Origin of the sequence: Streptomyces sp. NBC_01808 (assembly GCF_035917395.1) — a bacterium.
Lineage (GTDB): Bacteria > Actinomycetota > Actinomycetes > Streptomycetales > Streptomycetaceae > Streptomyces.
Genome location: NZ_CP109072.1, coordinates 3,914,335 through 3,940,164 on the forward strand (window position 1 = coordinate 3,914,335; position 25,830 = coordinate 3,940,164).

General features: G+C 73.8%; 24 protein-coding genes, 1 tRNA gene and 1 pseudogene. 13 read left to right on the forward strand and 13 right to left on the reverse strand.

Annotated elements, in window-relative coordinates:
• Positions 1 to 23 precede the first annotated feature (23 nt).
• The gene (locus OG946_RS16970; RefSeq protein ID WP_326796933.1) at positions 24 to 1,676 is read right to left on the reverse strand and encodes a long-chain fatty acid--CoA ligase; all 1,653 of its coding nucleotides are present in this window, start codon (positions 1,674 to 1,676) and stop codon (positions 24 to 26) included.
• Between the two features lie 303 nt (positions 1,677 to 1,979).
• On the opposite strand from OG946_RS16970, the gene OG946_RS16975 reads away from it, so the two are divergent.
• Both OG946_RS16975 and OG946_RS16980 read left to right on the forward strand, forming a co-directional pair.
• Positions 1,980 to 2,354, forward strand: a complete 375-nt coding sequence (locus tag OG946_RS16975) for a transposase family protein (protein ID WP_326796934.1) — start codon at positions 1,980 to 1,982, stop codon at positions 2,352 to 2,354.
• 437 nt (positions 2,355 to 2,791) lie between these two features.
• Complete coding sequence (locus OG946_RS16980) at positions 2,792 to 3,103, forward strand: hypothetical protein (RefSeq protein ID WP_326796935.1); 312 nt, start codon at positions 2,792 to 2,794, stop codon at positions 3,101 to 3,103.
• 117 nt (positions 3,104 to 3,220) lie between these two features.
• Here the strand turns inward: OG946_RS16980 and OG946_RS16985 are convergent, their stop codons facing one another.
• The 3 genes from OG946_RS16985 to OG946_RS16995 all read right to left on the reverse strand — a co-directional run bounded on the left by OG946_RS16985 (position 3,221) and on the right by OG946_RS16995 (position 5,393).
• A complete protein-coding gene (locus OG946_RS16985; RefSeq protein ID WP_326796936.1) occupies positions 3,221 to 3,781 on the reverse strand; it encodes a SigE family RNA polymerase sigma factor in 561 nt (186 codons plus the stop codon).
• Positions 3,782 to 3,916: 135 nt separating this feature from the next.
• Positions 3,917 to 4,834, reverse strand: a complete 918-nt coding sequence (locus OG946_RS16990) for a glycoside hydrolase domain-containing protein (RefSeq protein ID WP_326796937.1) — start codon at positions 4,832 to 4,834, stop codon at positions 3,917 to 3,919.
• Between the two features lie 253 nt (positions 4,835 to 5,087).
• On the reverse strand, positions 5,088 to 5,393 hold the full coding sequence (locus OG946_RS16995) for a hypothetical protein (protein WP_206337702.1): 306 nt from the start codon (positions 5,391 to 5,393) through the stop codon (positions 5,088 to 5,090).
• A gap of 221 nt (positions 5,394 to 5,614) precedes the next feature.
• Here OG946_RS16995 and OG946_RS17000 point away from each other — a divergent pair, with 221 nt between their 5' ends.
• From OG946_RS17000 to OG946_RS17010, 3 genes are all read left to right on the forward strand, one after another.
• Positions 5,615 to 6,472: a bifunctional DNA primase/polymerase gene (locus OG946_RS17000; protein WP_326796938.1), complete on the forward strand. Its 858-nt coding sequence runs from the start codon at positions 5,615 to 5,617 to the stop codon at positions 6,470 to 6,472.
• Positions 6,473 to 6,628: 156 nt separating this feature from the next.
• Positions 6,629 to 7,036 carry a VOC family protein gene (locus OG946_RS17005; protein WP_326796939.1) on the forward strand — a complete coding sequence of 136 codons (408 nt, stop codon included), beginning with the start codon at positions 6,629 to 6,631 and terminating at the stop codon, positions 7,034 to 7,036.
• 97 nt (positions 7,037 to 7,133) lie between these two features.
• Positions 7,134 to 7,221: transfer RNA gene (locus OG946_RS17010), tRNA-Ser, on the forward strand.
• A 119-nt stretch (positions 7,222 to 7,340) separates the two neighbouring features.
• Here the strand turns inward: OG946_RS17010 and OG946_RS17015 are convergent.
• Positions 7,341 to 8,351 (reverse strand): alcohol dehydrogenase catalytic domain-containing protein, encoded by a 1,011-nt coding sequence (locus OG946_RS17015; protein WP_326796940.1) that lies wholly within the window; start codon positions 8,349 to 8,351, stop codon positions 7,341 to 7,343.
• A gap of 101 nt (positions 8,352 to 8,452) precedes the next feature.
• Here OG946_RS17015 and OG946_RS17020 point away from each other — a divergent pair, with 101 nt between their 5' ends.
• Positions 8,453 to 8,617 carry a hypothetical protein gene (locus tag OG946_RS17020; RefSeq protein ID WP_442814392.1) on the forward strand — a complete coding sequence of 55 codons (165 nt, stop codon included), beginning with the start codon at positions 8,453 to 8,455 and terminating at the stop codon, positions 8,615 to 8,617.
• Between the two features lie 18 nt (positions 8,618 to 8,635).
• Here the strand turns inward: OG946_RS17020 and OG946_RS17025 are convergent, their stop codons facing one another.
• On the reverse strand, positions 8,636 to 9,091 hold the full coding sequence (locus tag OG946_RS17025; RefSeq protein WP_326796941.1) for a GNAT family N-acetyltransferase: 456 nt from the start codon (positions 9,089 to 9,091) through the stop codon (positions 8,636 to 8,638).
• Between the two features lie 24 nt (positions 9,092 to 9,115).
• On the reverse strand, positions 9,116 to 10,075 hold the full coding sequence (locus OG946_RS17030; RefSeq protein ID WP_326796942.1) for an aminoglycoside phosphotransferase family protein: 960 nt from the start codon (positions 10,073 to 10,075) through the stop codon (positions 9,116 to 9,118).
• Between the two features lie 217 nt (positions 10,076 to 10,292).
• On the opposite strand from OG946_RS17030, the gene OG946_RS17035 reads away from it, so the two are divergent.
• Complete coding sequence (locus OG946_RS17035; protein ID WP_326796943.1) at positions 10,293 to 10,550, forward strand: hypothetical protein; 258 nt, start codon at positions 10,293 to 10,295, stop codon at positions 10,548 to 10,550.
• 378 nt (positions 10,551 to 10,928) lie between these two features.
• Here the strand turns inward: OG946_RS17035 and OG946_RS17040 are convergent, their stop codons facing one another.
• A complete protein-coding gene (locus OG946_RS17040; RefSeq protein WP_326796944.1) occupies positions 10,929 to 12,569 on the reverse strand; it encodes a S1C family serine protease in 1,641 nt (546 codons plus the stop codon).
• A gap of 196 nt (positions 12,570 to 12,765) precedes the next feature.
• Here OG946_RS17040 and OG946_RS17045 point away from each other — a divergent pair, with 196 nt between their 5' ends.
• From OG946_RS17045 to OG946_RS17055, 3 genes are all read left to right on the forward strand, one after another.
• On the forward strand, positions 12,766 to 13,710 hold the full coding sequence (locus OG946_RS17045) for a glycerophosphodiester phosphodiesterase family protein (RefSeq protein ID WP_326796945.1): 945 nt from the start codon (positions 12,766 to 12,768) through the stop codon (positions 13,708 to 13,710).
• A gap of 134 nt (positions 13,711 to 13,844) precedes the next feature.
• Entirely contained in the window at positions 13,845 to 14,432 is a 588-nt protein-coding gene (locus OG946_RS17050; protein ID WP_442814393.1) for an ATP-binding protein, read from the forward strand.
• Positions 14,433 to 14,633: 201 nt separating this feature from the next.
• Complete coding sequence (locus OG946_RS17055) at positions 14,634 to 15,611, forward strand: DUF5926 family protein (RefSeq protein WP_326796946.1); 978 nt, start codon at positions 14,634 to 14,636, stop codon at positions 15,609 to 15,611.
• A gap of 332 nt (positions 15,612 to 15,943) precedes the next feature.
• On the opposite strand, the gene OG946_RS17060 is transcribed toward OG946_RS17055, so the two are convergent.
• Positions 15,944 to 16,663: a bifunctional DNA primase/polymerase gene (locus OG946_RS17060; RefSeq protein ID WP_326796947.1), complete on the reverse strand. Its 720-nt coding sequence runs from the start codon at positions 16,661 to 16,663 to the stop codon at positions 15,944 to 15,946.
• Positions 16,664 to 17,198: 535 nt separating this feature from the next.
• Here OG946_RS17060 and OG946_RS17065 point away from each other — a divergent pair.
• Positions 17,199 to 19,109 (forward strand): SpoIIE family protein phosphatase, encoded by a 1,911-nt coding sequence (locus OG946_RS17065; protein WP_442814394.1) that lies wholly within the window; start codon positions 17,199 to 17,201, stop codon positions 19,107 to 19,109.
• A gap of 158 nt (positions 19,110 to 19,267) precedes the next feature.
• Positions 19,268 to 20,863 (forward strand): aminopeptidase P family protein, encoded by a 1,596-nt coding sequence (locus OG946_RS17070; protein ID WP_326796948.1) that lies wholly within the window; start codon positions 19,268 to 19,270, stop codon positions 20,861 to 20,863.
• Between the two features lie 230 nt (positions 20,864 to 21,093).
• Here the strand turns inward: OG946_RS17070 and OG946_RS17075 are convergent.
• Positions 21,094 to 22,254: pseudogene (locus OG946_RS17075) on the reverse strand (sensor histidine kinase); the annotation flags it as partial.
• 523 nt (positions 22,255 to 22,777) lie between these two features.
• Positions 22,778 to 23,473 carry a response regulator transcription factor gene (locus OG946_RS17080; RefSeq protein WP_326796950.1) on the reverse strand — a complete coding sequence of 232 codons (696 nt, stop codon included), beginning with the start codon at positions 23,471 to 23,473 and terminating at the stop codon, positions 22,778 to 22,780.
• 130 nt (positions 23,474 to 23,603) lie between these two features.
• Between OG946_RS17080 and OG946_RS17085 the strand changes: the two genes are divergently transcribed.
• On the forward strand, positions 23,604 to 24,182 hold the full coding sequence (locus tag OG946_RS17085) for a PepSY domain-containing protein (RefSeq protein WP_326796951.1): 579 nt from the start codon (positions 23,604 to 23,606) through the stop codon (positions 24,180 to 24,182).
• A 257-nt stretch (positions 24,183 to 24,439) separates the two neighbouring features.
• Here OG946_RS17085 and OG946_RS17090 read toward each other — a convergent pair whose 3' ends face one another.
• On the reverse strand, positions 24,440 to 24,955 hold the full coding sequence (locus OG946_RS17090; RefSeq protein WP_101423529.1) for an anthrone oxygenase family protein: 516 nt from the start codon (positions 24,953 to 24,955) through the stop codon (positions 24,440 to 24,442).
• Positions 24,948 to 25,778, reverse strand: coding sequence for an NmrA family NAD(P)-binding protein (locus OG946_RS17095; protein ID WP_326796952.1), 831 nt, complete (start codon positions 25,776 to 25,778; stop codon positions 24,948 to 24,950). The genes OG946_RS17090 and OG946_RS17095 overlap by 8 nt, the downstream gene beginning before the upstream one ends.
• Positions 25,779 to 25,830 lie beyond the last annotated feature (52 nt).

Sequence of the window (25,830 nt, forward strand, 5' to 3'; positions counted from 1 at the left end):
CACACCCCTCGACCCCGGCCCCCTCACAACCGCGTCACCGTCAGCTCCCCGTCCGCGTACCGCCGCCGCAGCACCTTCTTGTCGAACTTCCCCACGCTCGTCTTCGGCACCTCACCGATCCGCGCCCACCGCTCCGGCAACTGCCACTTCGCGATCCGCTCCCCCAGATACGTCCGCAGCTCCTCGTCCGTCACCTCCGCGCCCTCGCGCAGCACCACCGCCGCCAGCGGCCGTTCCTCCCACGTCTCGTCGGGTACGGCGATGACCGCCGCCTCCGCGACGTCGGGGTGGGCCATCAGGTGGTTCTCCAGCTCCATCGACGAGATCCACTCGCCGCCCGACTTGATGACGTCCTTCGCCCGGTCCGTCAGCGTCAGATAGCCGTCGGCCGTGATCGTGCCGACGTCGCCCGTGCGCAGCCAGCCGTCCTCGCTGAACTTGTCCTCCGGCCGGAACGGCTCCCCGTCCGCGCCGCCGTAGTACGCGCCCGCGATCCACGGCCCGCGTACCTCCAGCTCCCCCGCCGACTCGCCGTCCTTCGGCAGCAGGCTCCCGTCGGGGCCGCGCAGCCGCGCCTCCACGGAGGCGGGGAAGCGGCCCTGCTTCAGCCGGTACGGGTACTCCTCCGCCGGTTCGAGACCGGCCGGCGGGTGCGCGATGCAGCCCAGCGGCGAGGTCTCCGTCATGCCCCACGCCTGCACGACGCGGATGCCGTGCCGCTCGTCGAACCCCTTCATGAGCTGGGGCGGGCAGGCGGTGCCGCCGACGATGGCGGTGCGCAGCGAGGAGACGTCGCGGGGGCGGGCGTCGAGCTCGTTGAGCAGGGCCTGCCAGATGGTGGGGACGGCGCCGCTGATGGTGGGCCGGCAGGTCTCCATCATGTCGGCGATCGGTCCTGGCTGGAGGAAGCGGTCGGGCATCAGCAGGGACGTACCGGCCATGAAGGCCGCGTGCGGCAGCCCCCAGGCGTTGACGTGGAACATCGGCACGATCGGCAGCGCGAGGTCGTGGACCGTGATGCCGAAGGACTCGGCGGCGAGGACCCCGAGGGAGTGCAGGTAGACGGAGCGGTGGCTGTAGAGGGTGCCCTTGGGGTCGCCGGTGGTGCCGGAGGTGTAGCAGAGGGCGGCCGCCTCGCGTTCGTCGAGGACGGCCCAGTCGTACGACTCGGGGCGGCCGGCGAGGAGTTCCTCGTAGTCGTGGACGGTGACGTGGGTGCCGTCGAGGGCCGCGCGGTCGCCGGGTCCCGCGACGACGACGTGCTCGACGGCGGGGAGGTGCGGCAGCAGCGGGGCGAGGAGGGGGAGGAGGGTCCCGTTGGCGAGGAGGACGCGGTCACGGGCGTGGTTGATGATCCAGACGAGCTGGCGCGGGTCGAGGCGGAGGTTGAGGGTGTGGAGGACGGAGCCCATGGCGGGCAGCGCGAGGTACGCCTCCAGGTGCTCGGCGTTGTTCCACATGAGGGTGCCGACCGGCTCCTGCTGCCGTACGCCGAGTTCGTCGCGGAGCGCGTACGCGAGCTGCGCGGCGCGGGCGCCGACCTCGGCGTAGGTCCTGGACTGCGGGGGCTCGCCGGATCCGGTCCAGGTGAGGACCCTGGCGGCGCCGTGGATGGTCGAGCCGTGGGTCACGATCCGCGAGATGGTCAGCGGTACGTCCTGCATCGTGCTCAGCACGGAGGGCCTCCCGGGGGTAAGACACGCAGAGATACGCGGCTGTTACGCACCAGTAGACGGTGGCGCCGATTCTCGTGGTGCCCGCGCACCTTGTCACTACCTCGGGAGGGGTGACTGTCCGCCCGCGTAGCCCCCCGCGTAGCCCCGTGTACGTCCCCCGCGCAGGCCCGGCTCTGTGCGTGAGAGCGGACAGCACTTCGACACCGGTTTGGGAAGCGTTCGGAGGCGAGCGTCGGGCCGGAATGCTCACGAGTTTCGGTTCTGGCTCGCTTTCCGTGATGCGCGCACGCTGAGTGACGGCTGATGCTCCGATCAGGCTTCGGGAAGTTGCCTGAGAATGATCAGGGCCGATCTTGGTGTGGTCGACAGCGCGGCGTCGTGGAAGAGACGTCGCCCCGCCTGGAGGGCCTGCTGTCATCGTCCATCGTGGACGTGTCGGTGCTGTCGCTGGACGTGAGTCACGAGGCGATAGGCAACTATGTCTGCAGTACGGCAGCCGGGGCGGCATGCCCGGACTGTGGGAGCGATTCGACCCAGGTGCACAGCTCTTACCTGCGGTTTCCTAAGGACGTGCCGAGTGGGGGACGTCTGGTGGTCCTGCAACTGCGAGTTCGGCGGTTCTTCTGTCCGGAGTCTTCGTGGCTCGGCGGACTTTCGTTGAGCAGTTGCCGGGGCTGACCCGGCGGCACAGCCGGTGGACGGAGCGGTTGCGGTCGACTCTCGCCGCGGTGGCTCTTGCCCTCGCCGGCCGGGCCGGCGCCGCCTCGTCCTGGGCGAACCTGCTCGTCCTGGACCTGGTGGCCGACGCGGGGCGAGGGAACGCGAGGACATGTACCGGCCGCAGCGCCGAGGGCATGGTCCGGGACCGGTCCCGAACCTGCGGTGTCACTCTGATCGCCCGGTTACAGGTGGCTTGGACCGGCCCATTGCTGCTTTCAGTTGCTTCTGTTGGGATTGGATGCTCAGCATCGGAGCGATGTGATGGTGCGTCGGTTCTTCGACTCAAAGGTGTAGGTGGGGCGGGCGTGAGGTCGGACAACGACGGGACCACCGACAAGGCAGCTACAAAGTCCCGGACCCGTGTGCTACAGGCGGCAGGAGCATGTGCGGCAGCGGTGATTATTCTGCTCGGGTTCGGGAGCCTGTGGCTCTGGAACGATGATCCGGACACAGGAAGTCGGGAACCTGCCCGCCCTGCACACGGAGATCCGGCGGATTCCTGGAAGATCCGTGACACGCTCGACCCCGCTGCCGTGAATTCGGTGACGTTCAGCCCCGATGGCAAGACCCTCGCCGCAGGTACCAACAAGAGCGACGACTCCGACTTCGACGGCGACGGCGAATTCGACGCTGACGACGACACCGATGGCAACGGCGACGGCTCCGTCGCCCCCGTCGGGAGCGTACGCCTGTGGGGCGCGACCTGATCGTCGGGGGAGAAAGTCGGTGCCGCCGGCGCCCCTTGACCAACTCGGTGGCCCGCACCGCCGCGCGGCCCGTACGAAACCCGCGGCGCATCCCCTACGGGAGCCGCGGCGCGACCCCTACGCCGCCTGCGTCAACTCCCCCAGCCCCGTGTCCTCCCGGAGCTTCGCGAGCGCCCGCGAGACCGCGCTCTTCACCGTCCCGACCGACACCCCCAGCACGGCCGCCGTCTGCGCCTCGCTCAGGTCCTCGTAGTACCGCAGCACCACCATCGCCCGCTGCCGCTCAGGCAGCCGCAGAACCGCGCGCCACATCGCGTCGCGCATCGCCTGGTGCTCCGCCGGGTCGGGGCCCGGCACGGGGGTGGGCTCGGGGAGGTCGTCGCCCGCGGCGTACTCGTCGACGCGGCGCTTGCGCCACTGCGAGGTACGGGTGTTGAGCAGGGCGCGGCGTACGTAGCCGTCGACGGCCCGCGGGTCCTCGATCCGGTCCCAGGCCAGATACGTCTGCGCCAGCGCGGTCTGCAACAGGTCCTCGGCGTCCCACGGGCTGGTGGTCAGGGAGCGCGCGGTGCGCAGCAGCACCGCCCCCCGCAGGTGCACGTACGCCGCGAAGGTCGGCAAGGGCGGTCGTGCGGTGTCCGCCGCCGCGGGGGCGTCGGTGGTGCTGGCTGTGGACATGGCTCCACGCTAGGAGCGGCACCCGGGTCGGCGGATCGGCCGGAGGTCGCGATGCGGGCTCCACCCGGGGGAGTAGGTGCCGAGCCGGCCGGACCTCCCGTAGGTGGAGGGCCGGCCGGCGGACCCTTCGGGGTACTACGTCCGGGGACCCGTGATCGCGACCGGCGCGTCCACGACGTTGCGGTCGATGACGATCCGCTTGCCGCCGTGCCGCTCCTCGACCATGCCCGCGTACTGGTGGATCCGGCGGTGCGGGCGCCACGCGGCGGGGTCGACGTGCGGCTCACCGTACAGCGTGGGCGCGGTGCGCCAGCGGGCCACCCAGAGCACGGACGGCAGGCCGTCCTGCCCGGCGCGGCGGGCCCGCTCGATCATGCGGATGCCGGAGTTCGCGCTGCTGTAGAGCCCGGGGAACCAGCCGAGGCGGCGCACCTCTTCGTTCCACGCGCGGATGTACGTGAGCGTCGTGCGCTTGCAGGCCGCGGAGCCGCGGAAGTGCTCGATGTCGAGGTAGAGGGCGCTGCGCGGGGCCATGCCGAGCGCGCGGGCGCTGCGCACGGCGTCGCGCGCCTCGGCGCGGCCCTGGCCGCGGGGGCGGGCGGGGTCGATGCGTACGTGGTCCTTGTTGTCGGCGGCGACGCAGGGGGACTGGGAGCCGACGTAGAGGGGGAGCACGCGCCAGCCCATGCGGTGCACGGCGCGGAGCCAGGAGGGGGTGAGGTGCGGCTGCTCGGGGCAGGCGCGGCCGCGTCCTGCGAAGTAGACGCCGACGGCGCCGTAGGGGGAGGCGCGCCAGGCGGACATGGCGGCGCGGGAGGGGGTGTGGCAGGTGTCGAAGGCGCGGCCGCGGAAGACGTGGGCGCCGAGGTCGCGGGGGTCGCGGAGGTCTTCGGGTACGGCGGCGGGGGCGGCGGGGGCGTTGGCGGTGGCGGTGGCGGTGGCCGCGTCGGCGGGGGCGGTGGCGGGGCTGCCGGTGAGCGCGCCGGCGAAGACGGCGGCGGCGAGGAGCGGGGCGAGAAGGCGGCGGGTGGTGCGGCGGGGCCGGGGAAGCATGCCGAGCAGTGAACGGCGCGTGCGGGCGGGTCGGCCGGTGCGACACGCAGGGGTGGGCCGTCCGGAGGGCGGCGGGAGGCCCGTACGCGGGACGCGGGGGCGCGGGGGCGCGGGACGTACGCGGAACGCACGGGCCCGTACGGGCCGGACGAACCCCGAGGGCAGACCCGCACCCCCGGACGCGACCGCGCGGCCGCACCGTGACGGTGCGGCCGCGCGGCCATCCCCATGAGCACCCCGAACTGCGTGAGCCTTACCAGATGTTGGTGAAGGCGATCACGGTGTCCGACTGGTCGACGGCGTTGCCGAAGCCCTGGACGTTGGCGGTGTTGGACTCGTTGTAGCCGCCGTCGCCGTTGTTGACCTGCTGGGTCTGGGCGTTGTTGCCGAAGTTGTCGTCACCGACGCCGCCGAGCTGGCCGACGACCGCGGAGTGGGAGTCGTCGTTGGCGAACGCTCCGGCCCCGTTGTCCGCGTGCGCGACCCCTCCGAAGAGCGCGACAGCGAGCGGCAGTGAAGCTGCCGCGGCCAGGATGCGGGCCGTGCGAGTGCGTGCCATCTGCTTCCTCCTATGTAACGGAAGACGGTTCCGTTGCCGGGAGCCGACCGGGGTCCGGCCGGCTCTCCGGCGGTTGTGCGACGTCGCGAGAGCATCGTTTCCCACGCGCCCCCGGACATTCGCGGAACTGCAACCATTTCCCCCGCAGGCATGATCGGCGGCGGGTAAACCCGCACAGCCGCCCACTTTCGCGTATCGAACACTTGTACGAGACTAGGGGGATGGACAGCTCCGTACACAGCCACGCCCTCACCGCCGCGCTGGCCGCCGCCCGCCGCGGCCTGCCCGTCTTCCCGCTGTCCCGCGCGAAACAGCCCGCGGTCCGCTCCCCGCACCACGCTGACTGGCCGCGGGTACCCTGCCGCGGGGAGTGCGGGCGCATCGGCCACGGCGTGTACGACGCGACGACGGACACCGACGCGGTACACACCCTCTTCGCCGCCGCACCCTGGGCGACGGGGTACGGGATCGCCTGCGGCCGGCCGCCGCATCACCTGATCGGGCTGGACCTCGACGTGAAACCGGGGACGGACGCGCGGGGAGTGTTCGAGTCGCTGCTCACGACGCACGGGATCGTGCTGCCGCCGACGGTGGTGATACTCACCCCGGGCGGCGGCCGTCACATCTGGCTCACGGGCCACCCTGACCACACAGTCCCCAACTCCGTGGGCCGCCTGGCGCCCGGCGTCGACGTCCGCGGCACCGGCGGCTACCTCGCAGGACCCGGCTCCCGCACCCTGCACGGCACGTACCGCCTGGCCCCCCGCTCCGCCCGCGCCCCGGCCCCCGCCCCGAGAGCCCTGCTCCGCCTCCTCACCCCGCCCCCACCGGACCCCCCGCCGCCGCCCCCGCACCCTCCGGGAGAGGAACGCCGGCCGGACGCCCTGATCCGTTTCGTCGCCGCCTCCCACCCCGGCGAACGCAACGCCCGCCTGTTCTGGGCAGCCTGCCGCGCGTACGAGACGGGCCACGGCCGGGACGTAGCGGAAGCGCTGATCCGCGCCGCGATGACGACGGGCCTGCCGGAGCGGGAGGCGACGGCGACGGTGGCATCGGCGGCGAGACACATGCCGAGGTGACGGGGAACCGCCGCAGAACCGCAGACGGGAGGCCCTCGGTGAAAAAATCGGGGAGAGGGGCCGACCCACCGATGAGTTGGCCGCCCCCACGCCGTCTACTCCTGTGTAAGCGTGCTCCAGGAGCCGACGACCACAGCCCGGAGAGGGGCCACCACGATGCCGCACAAGATCTTCGTCAACCTTCCCGTGAAGGACCTGGACCGCTCGATGGCCTTCTTCACCGCCCTCGGCTACCGCTTCGACGAGAACTTCACCGACGGGAACGCCACCTGCCTCGTCATCTCCGACGGCATCTACGCGATGCTCCTCACCGAGCCGTTCTTCAAGGGCTTCACGAAGAAGGAGATCGCGGACGCCGGCACGTCGACGGAGGCGATCCTCGCCCTGAGCGTCGACAGCCGCGAGGAGGTCGACGAGATCGTCGACAAGGCGCTGGCCGCGGGCGGCGGCGTCGCGAACGAGCCCAACGACCAGGGCTTCATGTACGGCCGCAGCTTCCTCGACCCGGACGGCCACCAGTGGGAGATCTTCTGGATGGACCCCACCGCCGCCACCTCCGCATGACCCCGCCCCACCACCCCCACACCCCACCCCCATCCCGCACGCGACCCCGCCACCCGAACCGCTAGCCTTGGTCCCTGCCGCCGCGGAGCGACGGCAGGGAGAGTTGCCCGAGTGGCCTAAGGGACCGGTCTTGAAAACCGGCGTGGCGTACCCCGTCACCGTGGGTTCGAATCCCACACTCTCCGCCGAGCAGCCCCATCCCCGCAGCCCAGAAGCGGCACGGTCTTGGCGCGGCCGACCACGCACCCGACGCCGCGCAGCAGGGCAGCCGTCCCCCTCCCCAGGTGCGCCCCGCGACGTGCCGTCAGGCGAAGGTGATGACCGAGCGGTTGGGTGGGGTGGTTTTGGCCATCGCTTCCAGGGCTGCGTTCGCGCCCTCCAGGCCGATCGGGGTGTAGTCCGGCACGATGCCGTGCGCCGCCGAGAACGCCAGCGTGTCGCGGGCGTCGTGCGGGGAGCCCGAGGGGTTCAGCATGACGTGGAGGCGGTTCAGGACCATCGGGCCCGGGGGAAGGACCAGCGGGGTGTCGTCGTAGCCGCAGAGGACGAGGGTGCCGTCCGGGGCCAGGCCCGTCAGCGTTGCGGTGGCCGCGGCGGTGGAGGGGGCCGCGTTCAGGATCACGTCGGCGCCGCCGTCCCAGCCCTGTAGCGCCTGGGCGGGATCCGTGTCGCGGGTGGCGATGTAGCGTTCGGCGCCCAGGTCGCGGGCTGCCGCCTCGCCGTGCGGCGAGCGCCCCACCGCTGCGACGCGGGCGCCCATCGCGACCGCGTACCGGATCGCCAGCGCCCCCACACCGCCCGTGCCGATCACGGCGACCCGCGAACTCGCGGTGGTCCCCGCCTGCCGCAGGCTGTTGAACGCCGTCAGCCCCGCGCACATCAGCGGCGCCGCCGCCACCGGGTCGAGCCCCTCGGGCAGCGGCGTGACGAAGTCGGCCTTGAGGACCGCGTACTCGGTGTAGCCGCCGTCCATGACGATGCCCGTGATCCGCTTCGCGGGGCAGAGGATCTGCTCGCCGCGTACGCAGTAGTCGCAGTGCCGGCACGAGTCCCCGAGGAACTGCGCGCCCACCGCCGTCCCGACCGCCGGCCAGGAGACGCCGGGCCCGAGGGCGGCGACCTCGCCGGTAATCTCGTGCCCGGGGACGACCGGGAAGCGGGCGATGGGCCACTGGCCCTGGAGCAGGTCCAGGTCGGTATGGCAGACGCCGCACGCGATGATCCTGACGAGCACCTCACCCGGCCCGGGCTCGGGCACCTCGCGTTCGGTCAGGGTGAGCGGCGCGTCGGCCGCGGTGGCTACAGCCGTGAGCATGGGGGCCTCGTTCCTTCGCCTTGTCGGGACGAATCTAGTGCGCTTCCCCCGCATCCCGGCGATGACCGGCCGTCGCCCCGCCGTTCGCTACGGCGCTGAGCGTGCACCCGGATTCCGTCTCGCTCAACCGGCTCGTGACGCCCCGCCCGGTGTGGGTGCACGGACCCGGGCGTGAGCCCTGGGAGGTGTACGTCGTCAAGGGCGACGCCGAACGGCTCGCCAACGACGCCTGCCCCGACTCCGGCTCCCGCGGTGCCGGCTCCTGAGGCGGGAGCTGAGGCCGGCTACAGCGGCAGGTCCCGGCCGAACACCACCATCGACCGCCCCGCCCCGTCGTAGTCCTCCTCCACCCGCGCCGTGAACCCCAGCCCGCGGTGGAACGCCTGCGACCCCGTGTTGGCCACCGACGTGATCGCCTTCAGCCGCTCCGCCCCCTGCCGCGCCGCCGCCGCCGCGAACGCGCCGTACAGCCGCCGCCCCAGTCCCGCGCCGCGGGCGTCGTCGCGGGTGGCGATCAGGTGGACGTATCCCGTACGGGACGGGGTGACGAAGCCGAAGACGTAGCCGCGGATGCCGTCCCCGGCGCGGGCGACCAGGCAGGTGTCGCCGAACTCCTGCACCATCGCCAGCAGATGCAGCGCGCGCATGTCGCGCTCGCCCCAGTAGCGGGGGTGGTCGGCGAGCACGCGGTGGAAGTCCGCCACGCTCGCCGGCTCGATGCGCGTCCCGTCAGTGCCCATGCGTCTCGCTCCTCGCAGCCGCGGTCACGGCGTGGTGTCCGCCAGGGCTTCGGTGATCTGGCGGGTCGTGTTGCGGGCGACGAGGGGGTTCGTCGCCGCGTACGCGGTGTACGCGCTGAGCGCCGTCGTCAGCGCCCAGCCCCGCCCCCGCGCCCACGCCGCGTCGTCCGCGCCCAGCGCCTCGCGGAACGCCGCGCGCGGGCCGGCGTCCAGCAGGGTCCAGGCGATGACCAGGTCGCAGGCCGGGTCGCCGACGCCCAGGCCGCCGAAGTCGAGGACGGCGCTCAACTGGCCGTCGCTGGTGAGGAGGTTGCCGTTGTGCATGTCGCCGTGGAACCACACCGGCGGCCCGTCCCGGTCCCCCGCCTCGACGGCCGCCTCCCACACCGCCGTCAGCGCGCGGGCGTCGAACGCCCCGGCCGCGTCCACCGCCGCGATCGCCGCCCGCGTCGTACGGTCGCGGTCCCCCAGCGGCACCGCGGGGGAGAGCAGCCCGTACGACGCCTCGGACGGCAGCGCGAGGCCCTGCAACGCGCGCAGGAACGCCGCCACGTCCGCCGCCGCCTCGACCGGGTCCGCCAGTCCTTCGGGGGTCGCCGTCCGGCCGTCGAGCCAGCGGGACACCGACCAGTGCCACGGGTAGCCGAACGCCGGCTCGCCCACCTCCAGCGGGGCGGGCACGGCCAGCGGCAGGTGCGGGGCGAGGCGGGGCAGCCAGAGGAGTTCCTTCTCGGCCTGGCCCGCGGCCCAGTCGCCGCGCGGGAGCCGTACGGACATGGCGTCGCCGAGCCGGAAGATCACGTGGTCCGAGCCGCCGGGGTACAGGGGGCGTAGCGGCAGATGCGCCCAGCGCGGGAACTGCGCCGCCAGCAGGCGCCTGGCCAGCGCCTCGTCGACGGCGGGGGTGACGGCGGGGGCGACGACGGGGGTGACGACGGGGCTGTCCGCGGCTGCGGTGGCGCCGGCGGTGGTCTCGGACGGCAAACGACTCTCCTCCCGGCCTGCGGTCCGCCTCATCCCATCCCCCGGACGCCCGCGCTGTCGAACGGTTTTCTGCCGCGGCCCGCCGCGCGACACGCGCACACCGCGGGCCGTCTGCGGGCCGTCTTCGGTCGGCCGGGGCGGCGCGCCGGTGCGGTGGCGGGAGGGGATCCGGTGAATACGCGTGACTCGAAAATCGAACACGTGTCAGAATAACTGCGTGACCCACACCTTCCCCGAAGACCTCGTCCAGACCCAGCGCGACTGGTACGCGGTGTACCGCAGGCTCGCGGAAGAGCCCCGGCACAGCGCCAGCGAAACGGCGGTCCTGCGGCGGCGACTGCTGCGGCTGTCGGTGCGGGTGTCCACGCATCCGTACTGGCAGACGACGGGCGGCCGGCTGCCGTCGGCGCGGATGGCGCTGAAGGAGGCCGCGTGGGCGGAGGTACGAGCCGAGGCCGCCGCCCGCAAGGGCTGACCGGCGGTCCGGCGGCCGGCCGGATCCGGCGAGCAGCCGGGTCCGTTCGGCGGCCGGGCCGGTGCGGGGAGGTTCCGGCCGGGGCAGTGACGGGCCCCGGGCCGAGCCGGTCCGGGCCGGGTGAGGGGCGGGGCCGACGAGGGACGGCCCCGAGCACCCGGCCCGGACCTCCCGCCCCGCGGGCCCTACGCACCGCGCGGGCGCCCGCTGCCATCCGTGACCGCAAACGGTCCCGTCCCGGCAGGCCGCGCACAGCCCGGTGCCCCCCCGCCCCGTACCGCCGAAGCCCCCAACCCCCAGCCCTCACCCCCCACACACACACCGGCGGCCGGGCACCCGCACGGGGTGACCGGCCGCCGGGGCGCCGGCGCTGGGGCGTCAGGCCTCGTCGCCCTCGCGTTCGCCGAGGGTGAGCTGCGTCGTCTTCTGGTCGCCGCCGCGTTCGTAGGTGATCTCCACCTTGTCGCCCGGCTCGTGCGCCCACAGTTGGGCGATCAGCGTCGGTCCGCTGTCGACGATCGTGTCGTCCAGCTTCGTGATCACGTCGCCCGGCTGCAGACCCGCGTCGGCCGCGGGACCGCCCGGCGTCACCGGGTCGCCCGTCGCGTCGCTGCCCGACTCGCTGACCTTCGCGCCCTTGCCCTGGTACGAGTTGTCGACGGAGACGCCGATGATCGCGTACACCGGCTCGCCGGTCTCGATGAGGTTCTGCGCGACCCGGTCCGCCTGGTTGATGGGGATCGCGAAGCCCAGGCCGATGCTGCCGCCCTGGCCGCCGCCGAACGGGCTGCCGCTGTCCGCCGGGCGGATCGCGGAGTTGATGCCGATGACGTTCCCGTCGTGGTCCAGCAGCGGGCCGCCGGAGTTGCCGGGGTTGATGGAGGCGTCGGTCTGCAGCGCGTTCATGTACGAATTCTGCTGGCCGCTCGCGTCACCGGAGGCCACCGGGCGGTTCTTGGCGCTCACGATGCCGGTGGTGACCGTGCCCGACAGGCCGAACGGCGAGCCGATGGCGATGGTCTGGTCGCCGACGTCGACCTTGTCGGAGTCACCGAGCGGCAGCGGTGCCAGCTTGGCGCCGGAGGCGTCGGTGAGCTTGATGACCGCGACGTCGTAGCCGCTGGCCTGGCCGACGACCTCGGCGTCGTACGTCTTGCCGTTGGAGAACGTCGCCGTCAGCGACCCGCTGCCCTCGGCGCCCGCCACGACGTGGTTGTTCGTGAGGATGTGGCCCTGCTTGTCGTAGACGAAGCCGGTGCCGGTGGCCGCGCCCTCCTCGCCGGAGGCGCCGTCACCGCCGCCGCCGCTGGCCTCGATGGTCACGACGCTGGGCAGCGCCTTGCCGGCGATGCCGGCGACGGAACCGGGCGGGTTCTCGATCTTCTGGCCGTCCTGCGTGCCGGAGACGGTCGTGGACGTACTGCCGGAGTCGTCGCCCTCGGCCGCCCAGTACCCGATGCCGCCGCCGATGCCACCGCCGAGCAGCGCGGCGACGAGGGTGGCCGTGACCACCGTGCCCACGCGCCGGCCGCCGTTCCCCGAGGGCCTGGGTGCGGAGTCCCAGCCGGTGCCGCCGGGCGGCGGGGCGCTGCCCCAGCCGGGCTGGGTGGGGGGCGGCGAGCCCGCCGGGCCGGGGCTCGCCGGTGTGGCGCCCGCCGGGGAGGTGTCCGCCGACAGCGGGGGCGGGGGCCATTGCGGGCCGGCGCCGCCGGGGGGACCGGCGGCGCCGCTGGGCCCGGCCTGACCTCCGGCGGGACCGGTGTGGCCGCCGGAGCCCGTGCCGCCCGCGGCGCCGACCGCGGCGAACTGCTCCGTACGCGCCCCACCGTGCCCCCCGGCACCCGGGCCACCCGGAGGGCCGGCAGCGTCCGAACCACCCGGCCTCTCCGGTCCCGTCGGCCAGGCGCCGCCGGCTCCGCCGCTCGCGCGCTCAGGAGACTCGACCGGAGACCTCGCTCCCGCGTCCGGCGGCGGGAAGTCCGGCCGCCGGGGCGTCGCGCCGTCGTTCTCGGTGCTCACAGCTCTCTCCTTCACGTTTCACGCCAGGTGCCAGTTGCGCCTACCCGCCCAACCAGGGTCCCGCACCGCTTGTCAGCGGACGGTAAACCGCACCTAGTCTTTGGCTGACATCCTTTACTTCGGACATTCCCGGCGCATCCCCTGGGTGGCAGACGAGGGCCGGACCACCCGGCGCGCCGGGTGGCACGATGAGCCGGTGAGCCAAGCACCAGCGGATCGGCCATACGGGCGTACGGAGCCGGGTCCCCCCGCCGTCGTCGCGCACCGGGGCGCATCCGAGGTGGCGCCGGAGCACACGCTCGTCGCGTACCGCAGGGCCATCGAGGAAGGCGCCGACGCCCTGGAGTGCGACGTGCGGCTCACCGCCGACGGCCATCTCGTCTGTGTCCACGACAGGCGCGTCAACCGTACCTCCGACGGCCGCGGCGCCGTCTCCGCTTTGGAGCTCGCCGACCTCGCCGCCCTCGACTTCGGCTCCTGGAAGGCCCGCGAGGCCCGCCGCGACGAGATCGGCCGGCGCCAGCGCGAGACACCGGAGGAGCCCGACTGGGAACGTACCTCGGTACTCACCCTGGAACGCCTGCTGGAGCTGGTGACCGACGCCGGCCGCCGGGTGGAGCTCGCCATCGAGACCAAGCACCCCACCCGCTGGGCCGGCCAGGTGGAAGAGAAACTGGTCGAACTGCTGCGCCGCTTCGGCCTCGCGGGCCCGGCCGCCCCGCCCGTCAAGGGCGCCGCATCCCTTACCGCGCCCGGCCCTCACGAGGACGGCGGCGAGCCCTCCCTCGTCCGGGTGATGAGCTTCTCCGCCCGCTCCCTGCACCGCGTCCACGCCGCCGCGCCCGCCGTCCCCACCGTCTTCCTCATGCAGTTCCTCCTCCCCCGCTTCCGCGACGGCCGGCTGCCCCGCGGCGTCGGCATCGCGGGCCCGAGCGTGCGCATCGTCCGCAGCAACCCCGGCTACGTCGCCCGCCTCCACCGCGCCGGCCACCGCGTCCACGTGTGGACCGTCGACGAACCCGAGGACGTCGCCCTGTGCGCCCGCCTGGGCGTCGAGGCCGTCATCACCAACCGCCCCCGCCAGGTCCGCGCCCAACTGGACCGCATCGGCTACGACACACCGCCGACCGGCGATGCGTGACTACACGTAGTACAGCGGCGCGCGCACTGCGTTCGGTTACGTAACGAGTCCATCAACGGTCGGCGGTTGGCCGGTTTCCGATCCACCCCGCGGGGGCATTGACTCCCTGTTGCGGGGCGAGGAGATCGCTGGGGGTGGTGATGTTCGTGGTGGCACAGCAGGCGCCGGCTTCGTCCATGGCCGTTCCCCACGGCCCGGACGGGGTGGGGCTCGCGCGCCGTCGGTTGCGCGCGGACCTGCGCGCCCGGGGCACCGCGGAGGCGACCGTGGACGACGCCGTGCTCGTCCTGTCCGAGCTGCTCAGCAACGCGTGCAGGCACGCCAGACCGCTGGCCACGGAGGCGGCGACCGCGGACGCGGAAGTTCTCGTACCCGGCCGGACGGACCCCCGCCCCGCCGCCGGGCGGGGCCAGGACCCGGCGCCCGGCGCGGACGCCGCGCCCGCCGCCCCGGCCGCGGAGGAGGCGCCCGCCGCCCCCGGCCCCGGTACCGCGGACACGCGCGTACGGGCAGACTGGCACGTCGATCCGGACGGCCGCGTCACCGTCGCCGTCACGGACGGTGGCGGACCCACCCGACCACTTCCCGCCACACCCTCGGTCACCGCCAAGGGCGGCCGCGGGCTGGCCATCATCTCCTCCCTCGCCTGCGACTGGGGCGTGCGCTACGACGCGGGCCCCCTCGGCGAGGTCACGGTCTGGGCCTCCCTGCCCGGCCGCTGAACCGGCGCAGCCCCCGCACTGAACCCGCGCCGACCCTGGGGCCGGACCCGCGCCGGACCCGCCCGGATCCCGCGCCGACGCCCCACCGGCTCCGCCCCGGCCCCGGGACCGCCCCCGGGCGGTGCGCCCGGGGACCCCGCGCTGGGACTAGGCTCCGGCGGTACGTGACACCGTCCGCGCCCCGAACGGAGCATTCCAGCCATGGCGAAGAAGCGCCGCCCCCGTACGAAGGCATCCCAGCCCGCCCCCGTGCCCGACGGCGACATCCCCGTCGTCGGCGCCCGCGAGCCCTGCCCGTGCGGCTCAGGCCGGCGGTACAAGGCATGCCACGGCCGCGCCGCCGCGCAGGCCGTCACCGAGCTGGTCCGCCGGCCCTTCGAGGGACTGCCCGGCGAGTGCGACTGGGTGGCACTGCGCGAACTCGTCCCCGCCGGCACCGCGGAACTCACCCTCGCCGCCGGCCTCCCCGACGACGTACCGTCGCTCACCCTCGCCACCGTGCTGCCCATGGCCTGGCCCGCGCTGCGCCGCGACGACGGCACGGTGCTCCTCGGGCTGCAGAACGACACCGCCTCCGGCGACATCAGCCGCGACCTCGCCGACGTCCTCACCCGCGCGCTGACCGCCACCCCCGGCTCCCCCGTCGAACCCGCCGCGCCCACCGGCACCGGCGAAGGCCCGCGGCTCCAGGACCTCCTCGACACCTCCGCGGCGCTCCGGCCCGTGGTGCACGACGGGTTCGAGTTCTGGCTGGACGACGCCGAGTCGGCGTCCGGCGAGGTCGCCGCCTCCCTGGAACGGGCCAACGCCGCCGCCATCCCCACCGCCCGCCTCGACGGCGTCGAGGCCGCGTACTGGTGCGAGGCGCCGGAGAAGAACCACCTGCGCTGGGTCATGCCCCACCCCGAGGAGAAGCTCCTCGACGCCCTCGCCCGGCTGCACGCCGCCGGCCACTCCCAGCTCGCGGAGGACACCCGGCTCGTCGGCTCGTTCCGCGCGCACGGGCTCGTGGTGCCGGTGTGGGACCTGCCGTCGTCGATGACCGCGGAGGACTGCGAGAAGCCCGCCGCGGAGTTCGGGGAGCGGCTGGCGGAGGCGCTGGCCGTCACCGAGCCGCTGACGGGGACGGAACGCAAGGCCCGCGGCGGACTCGCCAACCGCCAGGTGACGCTGAGCTGATCAGCGGCATACCGTGCGGTATGACGGGTCCATCATTTGACGGGAATTACCACGTTCGAATTTGCGAAACGCCAAAGTGTTGTTACCGTCGCTTGTAGCCCGGTCGCTGGTGCATCCCCCGTCGCCAGCGGCCGGGTCTTTACATGCCGGGACACGGGACGGCGCAGGGTCTTTTCCCCCCGCACCGCGAAGCCCCGAAGGCGGGGACACAGCGCCATTTCGGCGGCGCGGGGCAGGCAGGCGGCGCGTACGGACCGCCTTGCGGCATGCCTGCCCGTACGCACCGCTCCACCTCTCGTACGCCCCGCCGGGCCCGGCGGATGCGCGCCCGTTCAGCCGACGAACCTGCTGCCGCCGCCCGGGGCCGCCGCCACCGCCGCCACCAGGACGTCGACCACCGACGCCACCGGCGGCAGCCACGGCGCCCCGCCGTCCGGCGCCGGCCGCGGCGCCCGCTCCCAGCGGACGCGGCCCGCGCCCGTCTGCGACGGCGGCAGCGCCAGATAGCCGCCCTCGCCGTGGAAGCCCAGCGACGCCGGCACCCAGCCGAGCTCGCCGAGCAGCTCGCCCAGCTCCTCGTAGCCGTAGCCGGCCACCAGCAGCGCCCAGCGCTCCGGCGTGGCCACCACCGGGCCCGTACGCACACCGAGCCGGTCCAGCCGGGCCAGCGCCCGCGCCGCGGTCACCGCGGGCAGGCTCACCGCGCTCGGCGCGCGGCCGCCGGTGGCGAGCAGCACCGGCGCGTCCGGCTGCCGCTCCCACCACCAGCGCACCATGCGCGGATCCGTCGTCGCGGCGAGCACGCCGGGGTCGTAGGGATGCGCGCCGGGTGCGGCGCACTCCGCATAGGGGCACGCGCAGCCGCGGTCACGCGGCTGGGCGGTCGTCTCCTGTGTCCTGTTCTGCGTCCGGTCCCGGCGGCTGCGCCGCTGCGGTTCCAGGCCCGCTCCGGGTACGACGGGCCACTGCCACTGCGAAGCGAACGTCAGCGCCGCGTCCGGCAGCGCCCGCTGCCCGTTACGCCTGCGCCGCTTTCCGGGATATTCGCGCATAAGCGCTCATCCTTCCGTGGCACCAGGGTCTGCTGGCCGATTCACCTTGCGAGGGTCATACAGTCACTGCGGTCTCGGTGCGGTGTCTGTGCTGCATCGGTGCGCTGCTTCGGTGCGTGGGTGCGTGCGTCGGTCGTGCGATGGCGCGCCACGCGTCGGCGGGGCCCGGGCTCTGTATCTCTAGGACGCACTGCCGCCTGGGCGGGTTCCTGCCGTTGCCGGCTTGTGTGGGGACCTCCGTGTCGAAATCCAGTCGACCGCAGTTGAACAGAGCACCCATCGGTTTTCGGCCAAACTCAGATGCCCCGCAGACACCACCATACCCGGGCCGACAACACTGGACATCGCATCACCAGTCCGTGTAAATGTGGATCTATTGCGAGTGGTACAGCATGAGATGGGGGTCTGCAATGCTGTTGAGCGCGATGCCTGTGCCGGTCAGGCCCGTACGGACGGGCCGCGCCGGAACGCGGGCCGCGGGTGCGGAACCCCTGCGCGAAAGCCGCCGACGGTGAGCACCCCACCGTTCCCGAATGTGGCCGGAATTGAGCTGCAGCGGCTGCTGCGACCCGCTATCGCCCACCCCGCCGAGTCCCCCGCGGCCTCGTACGACCGCCTCTCCGCCTGGGCCGGCGACCTCACCGCACTCCACGAACTCACCGGACGCCTCGCCCGCACCACCGAATTGGAACAGGCGCTGCACGAGATCCTGCGCGCCGGCGCGGAACTGCTCGGCGCGCGCCGAGGCTTCGCCGTCCTGCAACCCGCCGACGGCCGCGGCCCCGACGCCCGCGTCGGCTACGGCATCGGCGCCGCGGAACTCGGCGCCATGGAGACGGTGCCACGCGCGTCCACGTCGTACGGGCGCATCCTCGACGCCCCCGCCGCCACCCGCCCCGCCGACGTCTGCCGCCCCGACCTCGCCGCAGAACCCGACCTCCACCCCCGCCACCGCGACGTCGCCATGCGCCTCGGCTACGGGGCGGGCTACGCGGTACCGCTCGCGGCCACGGGCGCCGGGGCAGAGGCGGCGACGAGGCCCGGGACGGGGGCCGCGCGGGCTCCGGGCGCGGCGGGGCCGGGGAGCGACGGGGGGTCTGCGGGGGGCGCGGCGACGGGACAGGGACACCCGGGGCCGGGACAGCCGGACCAGAGGGGCATGGCACAACCGGGCCAGACGGGAACCGGACAGCGGACACACCCGGGAGCCGGGCACCCGGGCGCGGGCCATCCGGGGGCGGCACACCCGGGAGCGGGGCACGCGGGAGCGGGGCACGCGGGAGCGGGGCACGCCGGCTACGGGCCGCAGGGACCCGCGGCGCCCCGACCCGCGCAAGCCGACCACGCCGGCCACCCCGACCACGGACCCGCGGCCCCCCGGCCACCGGCCCCCGGGCCCCCGGCCCCCGGGCCCCCGGCGCCGGGCCGGCCCCACCCGCACCCGCACCCGCACGCCGGACAGCCGCTGCCGGGACAGCCCGGGGGCACCCCCGGCCCCGTACACCCGGAGACACCGGGACCCGCACCGGCCGGCCCAGCCGCCTACCGCACCGGCACCCACCCCGCCCCCGCGGCCGCCGCACCCCCCGCCCTCCTCGGCGCCGTCGAGTGGCTCTACGACGGACCCGCCCGCCCCACCGACCGGCAGCGCCGCATCGCCGGCCTCTACACCCGCCACGCCGGCGACCACCTCGCCCGGCTCCTCGACCTCACCCGCGCCCGCACCGCCGCCGACGGCGTCCGCGCCGCCCTCCTCCCCGCCCGCCTCCCCCGAGTCCCCGGCGCCCGCGTCGCCGTCCGGCACCGCACGGGACCCCTCGGCGGCGGCGACTTCTACGACGTCCTCCCCCTCCCCGACGGCGCCCTCGGCCTCGCCGTCGGCTCCGCGGGCGGCGGCGGACCCGCCGCCGTCGCCGCCATGGGCCAGTTGCGCGCCGGGCTGCGCGCGTACGCCGTCATGGAAGGCGAAGACCCCGTCGCCGTCCTCTCCGACCTCGAACTCCTCATGCGGCTCACCGAACCCGGCCGCCGCGCCACCGCCCTCTTCGCCTACGCCCCGCCCGGCCGCCGCAGCATCGTCGTCGCCGGCGCCGGACACTGCCCGCCGCTCGTCACGGGCCCCTGGCGCACCGAGTACGCCGAGACCACCCTGTCCGCGCCGCTGGGCATGCTCACCTGCTGGGAAGCGCCCAGCGTCACCATCGACCCGGCGCCAGGAGAAACCGTCCTCCTCTACACCGACGGCCTCCTCCACCGCACCGGCCGGCCCACCGACCAGGCCATGACCCGCCTCCACCACGCCGCCGCCACCGCCCCCGCACCCGTACGCGACGACCCGGAAGCGCTCACCGACCACGTCCTCGCCCGCCTGCTCCCCGCCGGTCCCCACAACGGCGCAGACCACCCGGAGGACGTCGTCCTGCTCGCCGTACAGCTCACCGGCTGACCGCCCCCGGGCCACCGGCCGCCCCCGGGCCACCGGCCGGCCGCCCGCAGGACGGCGGCTCGGCCCCCGTCGTTCGAAACGTCACTGCTCGCAGGGTCTTCGCGGCGCGCCCCCGGCCGTACGCTGGGAGCGGCCGACGCATCGCAGAGGAGGAAGCCGTGACCCAGGAGCAGCCGCAGACCCGGACGCCCGAGACCGCGGAGACCGCGGAACCCGCGGAGAGCGCGCCCGGAGCGACCGCGGAAGGCGCCGAGGGCGCGGAGGGCGCCGAGGGCGCCGAGGGCGCGGAGGGCGCCGAGGGCGCGGAGGGCGCCGAGGAGAAGCCCGTCAAGCAGCGCAAGAACGGCCTGTACGGGGCCCTCTCCGACGAGCTCGCCGAGAACATGAAGTCCGGCTGGGCCGACACCGAACGCCACGACCTCCAGCTCCTCCCCCAGGCCCCGTACGCCGCGGAGCGCCGCGCCGCGCTCTCCGCGCGCTTCCCCGGCGAACGCCTCGTCATCCCCGCCGGCAACCTCAAGGTCCGGGCCAACGACACCGAATACCCCTTCCGGCCCTCCTCCGACTACGCCTACCTCACCGGCGACCAGACCGAGGACGGCGTGCTCGTCCTGGAGCCCGTCACCACCGGCGACGGCACCCCGGGACACGAGGCGACCGCGTACCTGCTGCCGCGCTCCGACCGCACCAACGGCGAGTTCTGGCTCTCCGGCCAGGGCGAACTGTGGGTCGGCCGGCGCAACAGCCTCACCGAGAACGAGAAGCTGCTCGGCCTCCCCGTCAAGGACGTCCGCAAGCTGACCGAGCACCTCGCGGAGGCCACCGGCCCCGTACGGCTGCTGCGCGGCTACGACGCCGCCGTCGACAAGGCGCTCGACGACAAGGTCACCAAGGAGCGGGACGAGGAGTTCCGCGTCTTCCTCTCCGAGATGCGGCTCGTCAAGGACGGGTTCGAGATCGCGGAGCTGGAGTACGCCTGCGAGTCGACCGCGCGCGGCTTCGAGGACGTCGTGAAGATCCTCGACCGGGCCGAGGCCACCAGCGAGCGCTACATCGAGGGCACGTTCTTCCTCCGCGCGCGCGTCGAGGGCAACGACGTCGGCTACAGCTCCATCTGCGCCTCAGGACCGAACGCCACGACGCTGCACTGGGTACGCAACGACGGCGCCGTCCGCTCCGGCGAGCTGCTCCTGCTCGACGCCGGCGTCGAGACCCGCAACCTCTACACCGCCGACGTCACCCGCACCCTCCCCATCGACGGCACGTTCACGCCGCTGCAGCGGCGGATCTACGACGCCGTGTACGAGGCGCAGGAGGCGGGCATCGCCGCCGTCCGGCCGGGGGCGGCGTACCGCGACTTCCACGACGCGGCGCAGCGGGTGCTGGCGGCGAGGCTCATCGAGTGGGGGCTGCTCCAGGTCGAGGACGTGGACAAGGTGCTGGAGCTGGGGCTCCAGCGGCGCTGGACGCTGCACGGCACGGGGCACATGCTCGGCATCGACGTCCACGACTGCGCCGCGGCCCGCACCGAGGAGTACGTGGGCGGCACGCTGCGGCCGGGGATGTGCCTGACGGTGGAGCCGGGGCTGTACTTCCAGGCGGACGACCTGACGGTGCCGGAGGAGTACCGGGGCATCGGCGTGCGGATCGAGGACGACATCCTGGTGACGGAGGACGGCTGCCGGAACCTGTCGGACGGGCTGCCGCGGCAGGCGGACGAGGTCGAGGCGTGGATGGCCCGCCTGCGGGCCTGACCGGCGGGACTGAGCGGAGCACCGACCGGTGCGTACGGGCGGACACCGGCCGGTGCACTGGAGAAGACGCAGACGGGGCGCGGAAGGTTTGCACGAATTCGGCGCCCCGCTCGGCTGGTTGGCGTGTGACGCCTGACACCTGCCAATTGACGGATGACAGACTTTGAAATCTGTCATCCGTCAATTGTCAACCCTGGGCCGTTACCACCGCGCCGTTAACCCCTGAGTCGTCAGTCGCCGGCCGTCGATCCGCTCAGCGGCAGCCGTACGGTGAACAGCGCCCCGCCGCCCGCCGCCTCGCCGACGCCGATCGCCCCCCCGTGGCGTACGACCACGTCCCGGACGATCGCCAGGCCCAGGCCCGCGCCGCCCTCGTCGCGGCTACGGGCGTCATCAAGGCGCACGAACCGCTCGAAGATCCGCTCCCGGTCCGCCGCCGGCACGCCCGCGCCGTCGTCCGCGACCTCCAGCACCGCCCACGCCCCCTCGCGGCGCACGCTGACGTCGACCCGGTCGGCGGCGTGCCGTACCGCGTTGTTCAGCAGGTTGCCGAGGACGCGCTCCAGTTGGCTGCGTGAGCCGGCCACCGTCGCGTCCGCCAGTTCCCCGGCCACGACCGCCACCCCGCGCCCCGGACCAGCGCTCTCCTGGCCCTCCGCGCTGCGGCGTTCCACAGTCTCCCGTACCAGCGCGCCCAGCGCGACCGGCTTGCCCAAAGGCTCCTCTCCGGCGTCCAGCCGGGCCAGCAGCAGCAGGTCGGCGGCGAGGTGCTGGAGCCGTACGGTGTCCGCCACCGCGCCGTCCAGGTCGAGGAGTTCGGGGTGTGCGGCGGCGACCTCCAGTTGGGTGCGGAGCGAGGCGATGGGGCTGCGCAGCTCATGGGAGGCGTCGGCGACGAAGCGGCGCTGGCGTTCGACGGATTTCTCCAGCGCGGTCAGGGTTTCGTTGGTGGTACGGGCCAGCCGGGCGACCTCGTCGTGGGTGGCAGGCTCCGGCACCCGGCGGGAGAGGTCCGTGGAGGCGGTGATCGCGGCCATCTCGCCGCGGATGCCCTCGACTGGGCGCAGCGCGCGCCGCGTGACCAGCGAGGTCACCCCGGCCACCACGGCGAGCAGCGGCACCAGCCCGGCGAGCATGGCGCGGCCGACGGTGCCGACGGCGTTCTGCTCGGTGTCGAGGGGGACGCCGGCCCAGACGGTGTAGGTCTGGCCGTCGGGGGAGGTGACCTTGAGGCCGGCCAGGCGGTAATCGGCGCGTTCGCCGTCGAGTACGGCCGTGCCGGTGCGGTCCTCCGCGTCGTCCTCGACCTCGCCGCGGCGCGGCGCCGGGTCGTCGTCCCCGGAGTCCCCGGAGTCGTCGTCGGAGTCGTCGGCCGAGTCATCGGAGTTCGCGTCGTCTGCGGCGTCCGCGGCGTCGTCCGCCGCGTCCTCGGCGTCGTCGTCCGCGTCGTCGTCGCGGTCCCCGCCGTTGTCGTCCCCGGAGTCGTCGGAGTCGTCCGAGTCCCCCGTCGGGCTCGGCGTGGGCGTCGGTGTCGGTGTCGGCGTCGGTGTCGGTGTCGGTGTCGGCGAAGGACTCGGCGGTGGCGGGCTCTCCGTGCGGCTGGCGGGCGGCGGTTCCGTGGGGCCGTCGCCGGCGCCGGTGATGTCGCCCAGTTCCTCGCTGGCGAGCACGATCTGGTCCCTGTCGTCGCGTACGACCGTGGGGTTGTCGTCGGGGAGGTCGAGGTCGGCGAGGGGGATGCCGTTGCTCAGTTCCGTCGCGATGCGGCGCGCGTCGACCTCGGCGCGAAGTTGGGCCTGGTCCTGCAGGTTGGAGCGGAGTACGAGCAGGACGACGACCCCGGCGGCGATGAGCGCCAGGGCGACGACGGCCGTCGCGCCGACCGCGGCCTTGGCGCGTACGGAGGAGAAGGGGCTACGCACGGGCGCTGCCGCCGACGTCGGGGTCGGGGTCGGGGTCGGCGAGGCGGTAGCCGGCGCCGCGTACGGTCTGGATGGTGCGGGCGCCGAGTTTGCGGCGCAGGGCGCTGACGTAGACCTCGACGATGTTGGGGTCGCCGTCGTACGCGAAGTCCCAGACGTGGTCGAGGATCTCGGACTTGGCGACGACCTCCCCGGCGCGCTGCGCCAGCACTTCGAGGACCGCGAACTCCTTGGTCGTCAGCGTCACCTCGGTGTCGCCGACGTGGACCCGGCGCGCGGCGGGGTCGACGGCGAGGGCGCCGACGCGCAGGACGGGGGCGGCGGTGCGGCCGCGGCGGCGCAGCAGGGCGCGTACGCGGGCGAGGAGGACGACGTAGCTGAAGGGCTTGGTGAGGTAGTCGTCGGCGCCGGTGTCGAGGCCCTCGGCTTCGTCGTACTCGCCGTCCTTCGCGGTGAGCATGAGGATGGGGGTCTCGTCGCCGGCGGCGCGGAGGGCGGCGCAGACGCGGTAGCCGTTGAGGCCGGGCAGCATGATGTCGAGGACGATGAGGTCGTAGTCGGTCTCGGTGGCCCGGTGCAGGCCCTCGACGCCGTCGTGGACGACGTCCACGGCGAAGCCCTCGGCGGCGAGCCCGCGGGCGAGGGAGGTGGCGAGGCGTCGCTCGTCCTCGACGATCAGCAGTCGCATGCCCCTAAGGGTCGCAAACCGAACCTGAAGAACCGTTCAGGTGCCTTCAGGATGCCTTCAGGGTCGCTCAGGCAGCTTGGTCCCTGTCAGCAGACAGCGGCACGGGCCGTCGACAGCAGGAGGAACCCTCATGAAGCGCAACATCGTCATCGCCGCCGTCGCGTCGGCCGCTCTGATCACCGGCGGCACGGTGACCGCGTTCGCGGCCTCGAACGGCGGCGACAGCGGGGCGGACGCCGCCTCGGTGCCTGCGGACGTGCAGGTGGGCGACGACAACGGCAAGGACGACGCCCGGGACGACGACGGCCGGGACGACCGGGACGACGACGGCCGGGACGACCGGGACGACGACGGCCGAGACGACGACCGGGCCGAGGCGGAGGCGCTCGCCGCGGCGAAGGTGAGCGTGGACGACGCGATCGCGGCGGCGCTGCAGGAGCACGCCGGGACGGTGGGTTCCGCCGAGTTCGACGCCGCGGACGACGACGGCAAGAGTGAGGCCGGCAAGTGGGAGATCGAGGTCCTCGGCGAGGACGGCAAGTGGTACGAGGTGAACGTCGACGCCGCCAGCGGTGACATCGTCGCGGACCGCGGGGACGACGACGGTCAGTCGGACGACGGTGACGACGATGACGACAGCGACGACGGCCAGGACGACGACAGCGACGACCGGGGCGACGACTCCGGTGACGACGGCTCCGACGACTGAGCCACGGGCTGATCCGTACGCCCCTCTCCACCCCTGATCCATCCCCCGTCCCCCGGCCCCCCGCGGGTGCCGCCCCGTGATACTCCCCAGTTCACACGGAGGCGGCCCCGCCGGGGGCTTTCCCTGTATGCGGGTACGCCCCCTTCCGTACCGCAACGCCCCGCACCCCGGCCCCGCCGCCGCACCGCACCCCGCGCATGACGAAGGCCGGCCCCGGAGCCCCGTGCCCCCGGTGCCGGCCTCGTCCCGCCACCCGGCTATCCCTTGCCGGTGGCGCGTCCGTACTGCAGCAGCGCCCAGCTCACGCTGCCGAAGGAGAGCACCATGACGACGGAGCGGACGTTGTTCCAGCGCACCCACCTGTCCTCCACCCGCTCGCGCAGCCCGGCCAGGTCCTTGATCTGGTCGACAGCTCCGGCGGCGTCGAGTTCGTTGTTCATCGGCACGTTGATGGCGAAGGTGATGGCCAGCATGGCGACGTAGAGGACGAGCGCGGCGATGAGCCAGGGGAGCGGCTTGGACCGCTGGTCGCCGTCGGCGCCGAGGAGCAGTCCGCCGGCGAGCAGGAGGAGGACGAAGGCGCCGCCGAAGGTGAGGGCGAACCAGCCGTTCATCATGGCCCGGTTCATCTGCTGGAAGCTTTCGGCGAAGGTGCGGTCGGAGGCGCGGGCGAGGCCGGGCATCACGGAGTACGACCAGACGTAGAAGAGGCCGGCGCTCAGTCCCGTGGTGAGGACGGCCGCGAAGAGCGCGGCGGTGCGGAAGTCAGACATTCCAGGCTCCTCTCCCGGCGGCTTCGCGCACGAAGTCGGTGAAGTCGCGGGGGGCGCGTCCCAGGGCCTTCTGGACGCCGTCGGTGAGGTGGGCGTTGCGGCCGTCGAGTATGCGGGTGAAGAGTTCGACGAAGATCTCGACGAGTTCGGGCGCCAGGTGTCCCGCGGCGACCTCGCGGAATTGTCCGGGGGTGACGGGCACGTAGCGCACGTCCCGCCCCGTGGCTTTGCTGATCTCGGCGACGGCTTCGCCGAACGTGAGCAGCCGGGGCCCGCTCAGTTCGTATGTGGTCTCACTGTGCCCGTCTTCGGTGAGGGCCGCGACCACGACGTCGGCGATGTCGCGGGTGTCGAGGAAGGGCTCTTGGACGTCGGCGGCGGGGAGGACGAGTTCGCCGGAGAGTACGGGTTCCAGGAGGAAGTCCTCGTCGAAGTTCTGCATGAACCAGGCGCAGCGGACGATGGTCCACTGGGCGCCGGATTCCTTGACGGCGTCCTCGCTGGGGTGGCATTCGGGTTCGCCGCGGCCGGAGAGGAGGACGAGGCGCTGGACGCCGGCGCGTACGGCCGTCTCGGTGAAGGCGCGGATGGCGGGGGCGGCGGCGGGGTCGGCGAGGTCGGGGGCGTAGGTGAGGTAGGCGGTGCGGACGCCGCGGAGGGCGGGGGTGAAGGTGTCGGGGGCGTGCCAGTCGAAGGGGGTGTCGCTGCGGCGGGAGACGGCGCGTACGGCGTGGCCGCGGGCGGTGAGGGTCCGCGCGACGTGGCGGCCGGTCTTGCCGGTGCCGCCGATGATGAGGTGGGTGTTCTGCTCGTTGTGTGTCATAGGGACAGTGAAGCGGCGTGCGGCTGGACGCTCCATGCTTCAAAGACTCGCT